Origin of the sequence: Enterobacter sp. PP-008-ECC_S150, assembly GCF_045257065.1 — a bacterium.
Classification (GTDB): domain Bacteria; phylum Pseudomonadota; class Gammaproteobacteria; order Enterobacterales; family Enterobacteriaceae; genus Enterobacter; species Enterobacter chengduensis.
The window spans coordinates 188,351-197,939 of the sequence record NZ_JBJHHG010000006.1; the positions used below are offsets into that span (position 1 = coordinate 188,351).

At 42.6% G+C, this 9,589-nt stretch carries 11 protein-coding genes; 2 read left to right on the plus strand and 9 right to left on the minus strand.

The features are described 5' to 3' along the window. Nucleotides 1-60 precede the first annotated feature (60 nt). Entirely contained in the window at nucleotides 61-738 is a 678-nt protein-coding gene (gene catA / locus ACJBF3_RS09350) for a type A chloramphenicol O-acetyltransferase (protein ID WP_045328260.1), read from the plus strand. A 168-nt stretch (nucleotides 739-906) separates the two neighbouring features. Here the strand turns inward: catA and ACJBF3_RS09355 are convergent, their stop codons facing one another. The 3 genes from ACJBF3_RS09355 to ACJBF3_RS09365 form a co-directional block, all read right to left on the minus strand. Further along, a complete protein-coding gene (locus ACJBF3_RS09355) occupies nucleotides 907-1,932 on the minus strand; it encodes a P-loop ATPase, Sll1717 family (RefSeq protein ID WP_052672176.1) in 1,026 nt (341 codons plus the stop codon). A 1-nt stretch (nucleotide 1,933) separates the two neighbouring features. Further along, nucleotides 1,934-2,371, minus strand: coding sequence for a hypothetical protein (locus ACJBF3_RS09360; protein ID WP_063445407.1), 438 nt, complete (start codon nucleotides 2,369-2,371; stop codon nucleotides 1,934-1,936). Between the two features lie 521 nt (nucleotides 2,372-2,892). Next, a complete protein-coding gene (locus ACJBF3_RS09365) occupies nucleotides 2,893-3,165 on the minus strand; it encodes an ogr/Delta-like zinc finger family protein (protein ID WP_045330357.1) in 273 nt (90 codons plus the stop codon). A 496-nt stretch (nucleotides 3,166-3,661) separates the two neighbouring features. Here ACJBF3_RS09365 and ACJBF3_RS09370 point away from each other — a divergent pair, with 496 nt between their 5' ends. Continuing rightward, nucleotides 3,662-4,945, plus strand: a complete 1,284-nt coding sequence (locus tag ACJBF3_RS09370) for a tyrosine-type recombinase/integrase (protein ID WP_032748131.1) — start codon at nucleotides 3,662-3,664, stop codon at nucleotides 4,943-4,945. 22 nt (nucleotides 4,946-4,967) lie between these two features. Here the strand turns inward: ACJBF3_RS09370 and ACJBF3_RS09375 are convergent, their stop codons facing one another. From ACJBF3_RS09375 to ACJBF3_RS09400, 6 genes are all read right to left on the minus strand, one after another. Further along, the gene (locus tag ACJBF3_RS09375; protein ID WP_032748134.1) at nucleotides 4,968-5,426 is read right to left on the minus strand and encodes a hypothetical protein; all 459 of its coding nucleotides are present in this window, start codon (nucleotides 5,424-5,426) and stop codon (nucleotides 4,968-4,970) included. A gap of 65 nt (nucleotides 5,427-5,491) precedes the next feature. Then, nucleotides 5,492-7,348, minus strand: coding sequence for a hypothetical protein (locus ACJBF3_RS09380; RefSeq protein WP_045330361.1), 1,857 nt, complete (start codon nucleotides 7,346-7,348; stop codon nucleotides 5,492-5,494). Further along, the gene (locus tag ACJBF3_RS09385) at nucleotides 7,348-7,536 is read right to left on the minus strand and encodes a hypothetical protein (protein WP_072050011.1); all 189 of its coding nucleotides are present in this window, start codon (nucleotides 7,534-7,536) and stop codon (nucleotides 7,348-7,350) included. The genes ACJBF3_RS09380 and ACJBF3_RS09385 overlap by 1 nt, the downstream gene beginning before the upstream one ends. Nucleotides 7,537-7,646: 110 nt before the next feature. Beyond that, nucleotides 7,647-8,687, minus strand: coding sequence for a major capsid protein (locus tag ACJBF3_RS09390; protein WP_008321365.1), 1,041 nt, complete (start codon nucleotides 8,685-8,687; stop codon nucleotides 7,647-7,649). A gap of 16 nt (nucleotides 8,688-8,703) precedes the next feature. Continuing rightward, nucleotides 8,704-9,081: a hypothetical protein gene (locus ACJBF3_RS09395; protein WP_003026868.1), complete on the minus strand. Its 378-nt coding sequence runs from the start codon at nucleotides 9,079-9,081 to the stop codon at nucleotides 8,704-8,706. A 3-nt stretch (nucleotides 9,082-9,084) separates the two neighbouring features. Beyond that, nucleotides 9,085-9,306 (minus strand): hypothetical protein, encoded by a 222-nt coding sequence (locus ACJBF3_RS09400; protein ID WP_003026872.1) that lies wholly within the window; start codon nucleotides 9,304-9,306, stop codon nucleotides 9,085-9,087. Between the last annotated feature and the right edge of the window lie 283 nt (nucleotides 9,307-9,589).

A 9,589-nucleotide genomic window follows, 5' to 3' on the forward strand; every position in this document is an offset into this window, starting at 1 on the left:
GGTGTTGCGGTTATTTCTGGCCCAACACTATTTTTCTGATAGCTAATCAAAGGTTAACAAATGAAAAACGCAGTCCCGGAATATACGCCTGTTGATTTATCGCGTTGGGCCAGGAAGGAGCATTTTGAAGTATTCCAGTCGTTTGCCGAGTGTACCATTAACCAAACGGTTCTGATCGACATCACCGCGCTGCGAAAACATATCAAAGAGGTCGGCTGGAAGTTTTACCCGACAATTATTTTTCTCCTGTCTAAAATCATGAACAGGCATTCTGAGTTCCGTATGGCCATGAAGGACAACGAGCTTGTTATATGGAATGAAATTCATCCGAGCTACACTATTTTCCATCCTGAAATGGAGACGTTTTCGTCCTTGTGGAGCCATTACGACGGCAATATTCACCACTTTCAGAAGACGTATGCAGAAGATACGGCCCGCTATGGAAATAGCCTTGCTTACTGGCCTAAGGGAGAATCACGGGAAAATGTCTTTTTCGTGTCGTCGATTCCGTGGGTAACGTTTACCAACTTTACGATGAACATTGCGCACATGAAGAACTTCTTTTCACCGATGTTCACGTTTGGAAAGTATTACGAGCAGGATGGAAAAGTGCTGTTGCCGCTCGCGGTGCAGGTCCATCATTCGGTGTGCGATGGTTTCCATGTGGCAAGGATGTTTAATGAGTTGCAGGCGATGTGCGATGGTTTGTTGGGGGTGTCGGGGGAATTTGATGGTTGATGTGCTAGGTTTCTATGTGTAAAGAGGAAAATATTATTTACTAACTTTTAAAAATAGTGCTAATAATAAGAAAAAAAAATGAGTTGTTGTAAATAAAAGAAATTCATCACAATGCTTTTCATTGCCTCCCATTTATGCCCCCTTTGACCAGGGGGCAATTGACATAATCTAAAATGCTTTTCCCTGTACTATTTTTAGATAAGGCCTATAAATGAATGGGATCTTAAGTAAAGAATCATTTTTGAAGGAACGTAGGTCAAAAAAACCAATTTCAGAAAGTTTTGTGGCGATCTCTATCGTTTCCTGCTCACTTTTTTGCCAAACCGTCGAAATCGAAGATATATTATGCTCTGCTTTTTGATTTTCTAACAATAAGATATTAATTTTAAGATCAGGATACTCTGCAAAAATAGTTTGTTCAAGTCTTACCTTTGAAACTTCGAGTGTGGAGTTTTTTATAGCAGCTTTACTAACAATGTTTGGCGGCTCAACTTTGTTATTGCTAATATCTTTCTCTCTTTGCTCTTGCAATAACATCTCATTATAGAAATGTATCAATTCCCTTGGAGCTACTTTACCTAGTCCATCGCGAACGCGACTTAATACCCAATCAAACGTATCCGATTGCCTTTCACCCACATCAACCTGTTTTGGGAAAAGAGTATAATAAAAATCAATTTGCTTTTGGTGATCCGCCTTTATTTCATTTGAATCCACACCAAATGCTTCAATAAGCTCCTTATTTTCAAGAGCTCGCATTACGATTAGGTTCATCAGATTTTTTGATGACCATTCTATAGTATTAGTTCTTGTTATATGACTGGCTTCACGGAATCCATCATCAGTGATTCGTTTCCAAATATCATCCCTTAAAAAAATCTTGAGGAAGATACAATCAAACTCTTCAAGATCGCGATAAACCTTGAATAAAGCTCTCAATGCATTTTTTTCTAAATTTATGCTCTGATCAAAAGCCACATCCAACCTGTCGCATAATAACCAGAAAGTTAATTTTTCTTCAGTGAGAAAATTATTTAATTGTTCTAACAACTCATCCAGTGAAGAATACCCTTCCTTCTTCATTTGGCCGTCGGGGGTACGAAACGTTATTTTTCCAGTCACTCCACCGTCTAAAGTTGCTCCCCCTTCAACAGACTGTAAATCCGTTAATTTTTTAGCAAACGATTTGGCCATGTTAACAAGACGTCTTAATGTATTTTTTTTCTTCTATAAGACCCGCACTAACTAGCTTATCAGCAATCTCTCTTGCGATGCCATGGCATCGCCCACCTTCAATTAACCAATTGATGATTAGTTGAATAAAATACACTTTCCACAGTGTAACAAACTCATTTTCAGCAGTAGGTGGTTCATCATTAATATCAGAAAAAACCGTTTTTCCTGTAGGTCTCTCTACAGAAACCAAAATTGTATTCTTATCTAAAAACTCTTTATCTCTTTTTAAAAGCAGCGTGTAGAGAGCACTTTTACCAGAACCTTTAGCCCCAAAAATAACATCCGATTTTCCACTGTAGAGAGAATGCCATTGCTGAGTGCTTATAAAATAATTTGATAGTTTATCTGATTCATTCTCAGCCACCCTATCACCAAAACTGATATTCTCTAGATCCATTTTTATACCCTTTGGTTACTAAAATTCTTTGCTATAAATTATATTAATTTACACACACAATTAATACAGCACTTCAGAATATATCGACAGCTTGATTGTAAAAGACCTTTCTTAATACATCAATTGTTACTTTATTATTAGAGGAAAAAAAAACTACTAACCAGACCAAAATCGCACTACACCGCACCCGTCTGCGGTTTTCAGATCGCAAAAATTTTTCAGTTGGGATTTTTAACAAATGATAGCGCCAGACCGCGCCACAACTGGGGATTTACAGCGGCAGGGAAATGAAAAGAGTTAAAGGAATTTCAGCTTTTTTCAGTTCAGTTTTCTCCAACATCGTAACTACTTAAATTAAGCTATTGATAGTAAAGAGATATAAAAATTTAGGTGAAATTTTTCATGATAACTGACTGCACACTTAAAAGTTAACAAACTGATTCTTATAGACATTTTTTCTTAAGCAGCTGAAATTTAATGAACCGAAGCCGGGAAAATTTTAGTTACTCCCGGCGAACCGTTCAGTGACTCTCTTTGGCTGCCATCAGGAGTTCTAATGCTTTTTGTCGCTCGTCCGGTGGCAGGGCATCCATTAGCTCTTTAATCCGTCCCTGGCCGCGCAAAGTGCTGGGACTAATCGTATGTGAGAAGGAAACGTTCATCACAAACGTATGCCCACATTCTACATTTGAGCAATAACAGTACACATCTGATAATTTGTGGTGCTTTCGATTTGTTTTCCTCACCGTTGGCGCAGACATACACTCCGGGCAGTAAATTTTCATCACTCGCATAGCTAAACCTCTGTTGCCTGCCAGAAGAAGGGATTTTGGTTCCCCTCCTTTTTTCTGAAGAGGTAATGAGAGGCAACATACTAAGGTTTTTTACTTTGTGCAGGCCACCTCCATCAGATGGTTTATAGCTTTTATCTTTACCTGTAGCGGCTTCTGCCTGAGGGGAATTCAGCATCATTGAGGGCACATTTTCCAGACCGGACAAAAAATGCCCTGATTGTGCCCCCAACAGCATGATGATTTCATGAGACAAGGGTAGACCTCAAACGACTAAAACAGCGTAATTTGTATGTTTTGAAAGGTTTTGTTGTAGTGAATTGGCTTAAGAAAACCAGGAGATGGTGCCGATAATAGGAGTCGAACACTCAATAAATTTCGTGTCTGGTCATCACCTGCCGACCTTCGCAACCGAATGATTTTTGAGCTATTTCACACTTTCTTAAAGGCCATTCATTCTTAGCAGAATAAACGCCCCGACACTTTAGACGGGGAAATCATGAAAGTAAACAAAGATGATCGCTATCTGATAACAGACGCTTACGGCGTGTATTACTGCCGGATAGTGCTTCCGGCGTATTTGCATGACGCTTTCGGAGGAAAGAAGACTCTTGTTCGAAGCCTCAAGACAAGCGATCTCCGTGTGGCACGACGCAAGCGGGATGCAATAGTGACTGAATACGAACGAGTGAGAGAGTTAGCCGCGCCGCCAAAGCCTGACAGCATTCAGGATACGATCAGCTATCTCCAAAGCGTGGCGAAGTATGCCAGAGCGTCACCAGTGGCACAAAGTGCAGAAACAAGAAATAGCAGGCGGGAACCTTCCGCAACACCCAATAATAACAAGGCTAACAAGCTCGCGCCCTCCTGCCCTTCACTGGTAGGTATGCTGGATGTGTATCTGTTACAAAATGCCGATGTTAAGAAGATTGGCACACTGTCAAAAGATAAACGAGCCGTTACTGTGTTTCTGTCTTATCTAAAACGCTCCGACATTCAGCTAAGTGACATTACCCGTACTACCGTAAGCGGATGGTGTGACTACATGAAAGAGAATGGTAGAGCCATACAAACACAGGCTAATTTCCTCTCTTCAATGGCTGGAATCCTCGATCTTGCCGCTGCCCGTTATCACGATGCCCCGCCGCTTGAAAAAAACCCTTTCAGAGGGCATAAGCTCAACACAGCAAAGAGCAGAGAAAGTTATGAAGCATTCACCGATCAGGATGTGATCGCCCTTCTGAGAGGCTTACAGGAAGCCGGAGAGGGGGAATTATTCGATGTGGCAAGCATTGCCGCTTACAGTGGGATGAGGCTTAATGAGATTTGCTCTATGAACGGTCACAGCATAGTGCAGATCGATAATGTATGGTGTTTCAAAATTTATGAAGGTAAGACTTCAAATGCCTGTAGGGTTATTCCTATACATTCTAAAATCCTGCCTATGGCTTTATCTCGAAGAGATAACCCCTACAACGGCTTTTTGTTCTATCGTGCCAGTATCACCAATCGTGAGGACGGCAAGCGCTCTACGTGGCACACACAGCGATTTACACGCATTAAACGGGCTATTCTGCCCGACGATGAAAACAAAGTGTTTCACTCGTACCGCCACACCTGGATCAGCAAGCTAAACGCCGCTGGAGTACCGGAGAGCCGTGTGGCAATTTTGGCGGGTCACGCACCAGGACAAACGGAGAGTTTCAAGACGTATTCTAAGAGTGTTCCTGATCGTATTGTGAAAGAATTGCAGAGTTATGTTGAGCTAATAAGCTACAAATGAAAAAAGGGGCGCAAGCCCCTTTTTAATCTTCTTGTTTGTCGAGGAGGTGTATTGCTTTCCAACATAAAAACATTGTGGCAATACTTGCGCCCTCGCCAATACTTTTCTCACATGCTACAGCGAATGCTTTATTCTGAACTTCTACCCAATCAAATTTGAAAGCATTCAATTCTTCAAGAGTGACTTTGTAATCATGTTTATGCGCATAATTATTTCTCACCTTGTTTATCGCTTTGAATGCAGAGTAGTATTTATTATTGAGCAAGCCCATAGCAAAAGCCAAATCTACTTTTAAATCATAAGAACGGGTAGATCTGAAAAATGCCTTAGGCTCAACAAGGTTCCTTGAAATTAATGTCTCAAGAACTTTTTCAATAAATAGATGCCCCTTCAAAATCGGAGATAATTCCTCTTCTGCAAATACAAGGCGCTCCATAACATGCTGGTCAAGTTCTTCGGAAGACAAATCATCAAAGTTCAATTTAGATTCCTTCAATTTAAATTCAGCACCGACATTTTAGCATAGCCTCCATGCGACAACACAAGTTAGCCACCCGTTGATGATTGACCGCTTAATGCTGACAACGTGAGCGATTGCATGAAGCTGGCTTGTGAAGCTCTCGCCTGGAAATCGACATAATCAGCAAGGCGCGAAGCGTCACTCTGAATTGTTAGCGGTACTTGTGGCGCTACTGTCAGATTAAACACTGGTGCAAGGTTGTACGCTGGCGCGTTACCGCTGGTTAGTGACATTGCAGAACCACGAAGAGAATCACCATTTAGGCTGTATTGATTTGCCGCTGTTCCAGCATTACCACCACCAACGCCCAACCAATCCATGATTGCAGGGCCAAAATCGCGAGTGTCCACGCCCGTCTTAGATTTAATCCAATCCGCTGTAGCATTCGCAGAACCACCCACAGCACCATCGTAGAGCGCCTGGGCCGCTGGCTTATCGCTATCATTGAACCACTGAGGGAAACGAGAACGAAGCCCTGCATTTAGATCAGACACTACGCCGGAAATCTCACCAACAAAGCCCGTCACCTGTTTAGCCAGATCTCCTAATCCCTCTCCAAGCATTCCAGCCGATTCGGTGATCACTTTGGTGTTCTTCACGAGGTCATCACCACCATCGGCGAAGCCTTTCATAAAGCCAGTAAAGAGGCTGTTATCAACGCCATTCATCAGATTACCCATAGCCACAGACAGATCGCCATACTCATAAACCTGCTTGATCATTTCGTCATTCAGCGTCTGACCACTATCAACGAGGCTTTTTAGCGTCTTGTTAAACTCTGCACCATTATTCAGGAATAGATCCGTGTAGTGCATCAGGTCATCACCTAATGATTCGATCAAATTACCAATCTGGGCCTGGCTAAAGCCTCTACGCTGCCCTTCATTCACAGTTGCCTGGATGAAGTCCAGAGGTCTATTTTGAAATTTCTTAACGTCCTCAATGTTCCAGCCAAACTTATTCATGATAGTTGTGATCCCGCCGTCGCCGCCTGTCCATTTTCCATCTTTGAACTGTCCATTTGTAACAGTCATAGCAAGGCGCTCACGTACATCTTTCATGTTATCGACGGCCTTAGACGTGTTAGCGGAGTCTACGCCGTGTTGCTGCCCCCATGCTACCATAGTCTTGATTGCATTAGGATTTGTCTTAACAAGAGCCGACTGTCGCACCAGGTCGAGATTCTCATTCCCTTTGTCAACAATTCGCTGCCCCACTCCGAGGGAGCCAGCCGTTAACGCAAGGCTTCCTAATACCCCACCGCCGATGATGCCGTTTATACCTCTTTCTTTAATGTTAGCCGCCGCCCCTTTATAATCCATTCTCTTCGCTTGACGCTGTGCAATCGCTTGTTGTTGTGTGCTGGCAGTGATACGGGCTTGTAATGCAGCAACACGGCGTAAATCGGTGATACGTTCACGAATGGTAAAATTCATTCTCTGAGAAGAGATAACCCCTTTACGGAATTGTTCAGTTTGTTCCTGAATGAACTTTAAAGCCTCGTATTGTTTTGCAGGGTCTACGCCGTATTTTCCAGCAATTCCGCGAAGCTGTAAGCCAGCAGATTTAAATTTAATGTCTGCTGTTTCATTACGTTTAGCTATTTTGGCTTGTTCCCTTGCCTGAGTTTTAGCAGCTTTATCTGCAATACGTTGTTGTTTAGATTCTGACGATTTAACAGCGTTTTTTAGTTTAGCATCATCGGAAAGGGCTTCCGCTCTTCGCTGATTCTGTTTAAATGTCTTAAATCTGATCTTAGGGTCTTGAATCTTAGCGAAGTGTTTTTGTAAGTCAGCAGCAGCTTTTTTAGCTTCTGCCATACTCGCTTTATCCACCGTAAACGTAACTACGTTTGAGATCTTACTTACATTCAGCTCTAACATTATTTGCTTTCCTTGCTGGTTAGATAATGTAGAGCATCACTAACACTCATCCCTTTATGTAAAAGCTGGCGTAAATGTGTCGGGCTTACTTCCAGCAAACGAGCTACAGCAGAGAGATTTAATAGTTGTTCTGCTGTTGAATTATCAAGGTGCAGATGAACACCTTTACTCTTTAAAATGATTTCCATTGTTTAAACTCCATAGAGGGAAGAATACAAAGTATTTCCCTCCTTACAAATAAAAAAGGGGAAAGCGTATTTCTACGCCCTCCCCTATGCTCATGATTTTCTATTTATGGTCAGCTTGCTGAAACGCTACCGAAAACAATAGCCGTAGGAATGTTGTTAATCGCTAAATAGCTGGTTTCCGTTGCAATAGATGGGAATTGCCATTTAGCATCTGAAACAACATACTGATTGTGAAGGGTGGCAGACTTGCCAAGCGTCAGATGACGAACACCAATACCAGTATGAAGAACAAGCGCGTTTGCAGTGTCAGCCATGCGTGGGATGTAGGCGAAGCCGTCCACACCGATCTTGTCACTAATGAGGCTATAGCCTGTCACATCGATCACCGTGATCCCGTTCAGAGTCCACACCTCGTAAGCAGGGTTACTCTCTACAGTTCGTGTATAGAAGTTGTCAGAACTATTTACGCTTAGGGTGTACACCATAAAATCTTTAATAGATGGATGGTAACGCAGAGCCTTAGCAGCAGCGCCAGAAGCCAGGATCACAGCACCTTGTTTCTGTTGTGCCAGCCCTTCACCAAGAGCCACATTCTGAATACGGGCAATCTCGCTTAGTTGTTCGAAGATGTTCGCAGTGTCGGAAGTGTCCAGGGTGTATTCTGTACGAGTACCGCCAGCAAGGAAATCAAGATCGCCTTGTCCTGCATAGTCGCTATTAACACGAAGTCCTAACAGAGCATTCACCAGATCAATTTCAACGGCGTTTTCTGCCATAGAATACTGGCTATCTGAGAAATCACTCAATGCAATTGACACCTGATCGGCAGTGTCAGCAATTCCACGCGCGGCGTATTGTTGCAGGTCAAGAGAGGTTACACTGTTTAGAATACCGTGGTATTTAAGCTGGTATAGTGCATTGCTAAATTCTGGACGTTGTGCAGAGTTCCAATCGCTTTGAGCGTATGGGCTATTTTCCTTAGCCACCAGATTTTTAACATCGGTAATCTTTTCGAGGGCGATCAGATTTACGTTGTGGGATTCCTGACGGAATAAGCCCAGATTTGAAATAATACGGTTTAGCTGAGTGCTGAAAGTGAACGGGCTTGTAAAACTGTCGTACACTACACCAGAGAATAAATCTTTAGACATTATTTTAATTTCCTTATTAGGTAGTGCGTAGTGCTACAGTGTCAAAATCAGTGAAAGTAAAGCCAAGGGTTGCTAATTGCGCTTGAGCCAGAGATTTATCCAGGCTTCCAAATTCAACGCCAACCAGGGCTAAAATAGTATGTTCTGGAGAAGCTACAATAAACGCCTTATCACCAGCGCGTGCAGGTTCTACGACAACATACGCAATGTCACCAGGGGTGGCAGCTTTTGCACCTGTTGCGGTTACGAGATCGCCAACAATGAGATCGGCAGGAATACCGGATTCCACACGGATCAGCTTGTCCTGCATAATTGCATCAGATGCGTAAGCCACCACTTTATAACGGGCGTGGCTGTTATCCCCGTTTAATGTTTGAAATGTTCCAAATTGCATTGGTTATTTTCCTTTTGCTATTGCTATTATTTTTAATCGTTTCTCAAGCCCTGATAATGGGTGAGGGGTATTTGATTTTGTGATCGTGGCGGTAGGCCAGAATTTTTCTGTAGCCGCTCGAATCTCTTCTACACTTACTCCGAATACATCAGCAGCTTGTTTAATCATCTTTTCAGTGAGGACAAGTGAAGAGGATTTGTGAGTGATCACACGGTCATAGTTCATTAGAAAAATTGCTTTGTTTCCTTAACAAATTTGTTACTACAGGGGTGAAATAAACCCCAATTAAGGGGCTTATTGGGAGGCTGGCAATCTTAGGAGGAAATCCAGCCGAGATTATTAAACGTGTTTCCACGCTGGCAATAATAATCTATGGAATCTCATTAGGGAAGGTGCGAACAAGTTCCTGATATGAGATCATCATATTCATCCGGAGCGCATCCCAGAGGGACATCATGAGCCATCAACTCACCTTCGCCGATAGTGAATTCAGCACTAAGCGCCGTCA

Coding starts and splice junctions, on each gene's coding strand:
- ACJBF3_RS09370 (WP_032748131.1), top strand. CDS start 3,662: ATGAAAGTAAACAAAGATGATCGCTATCTGATAACAGACGCTTACGGC.
- ACJBF3_RS09385 (WP_072050011.1), bottom strand. CDS start 7,536: ATGGAAATCATTTTAAAGAGTAAAGGTGTTCATCTGCACCTTGATAAT.
- catA (WP_045328260.1), top strand. CDS start 61: ATGAAAAACGCAGTCCCGGAATATACGCCTGTTGATTTATCGCGTTGG.
- ACJBF3_RS09355 (WP_052672176.1), bottom strand. CDS start 1,932: ATGGCCAAATCGTTTGCTAAAAAATTAACGGATTTACAGTCTGTTGAA.
- ACJBF3_RS09395 (WP_003026868.1), bottom strand. CDS start 9,081: ATGCAATTTGGAACATTTCAAACATTAAACGGGGATAACAGCCACGCC.
- ACJBF3_RS09360 (WP_063445407.1), bottom strand. CDS start 2,371: ATGGATCTAGAGAATATCAGTTTTGGTGATAGGGTGGCTGAGAATGAA.
- ACJBF3_RS09380 (WP_045330361.1), bottom strand. CDS start 7,348: ATGTTAGAGCTGAATGTAAGTAAGATCTCAAACGTAGTTACGTTTACG.
- ACJBF3_RS09400 (WP_003026872.1), bottom strand. CDS start 9,306: ATGAACTATGACCGTGTGATCACTCACAAATCCTCTTCACTTGTCCTC.
- ACJBF3_RS09390 (WP_008321365.1), bottom strand. CDS start 8,687: ATGTCTAAAGATTTATTCTCTGGTGTAGTGTACGACAGTTTTACAAGC.
- ACJBF3_RS09365 (WP_045330357.1), bottom strand. CDS start 3,165: ATGCGAGTGATGAAAATTTACTGCCCGGAGTGTATGTCTGCGCCAACG.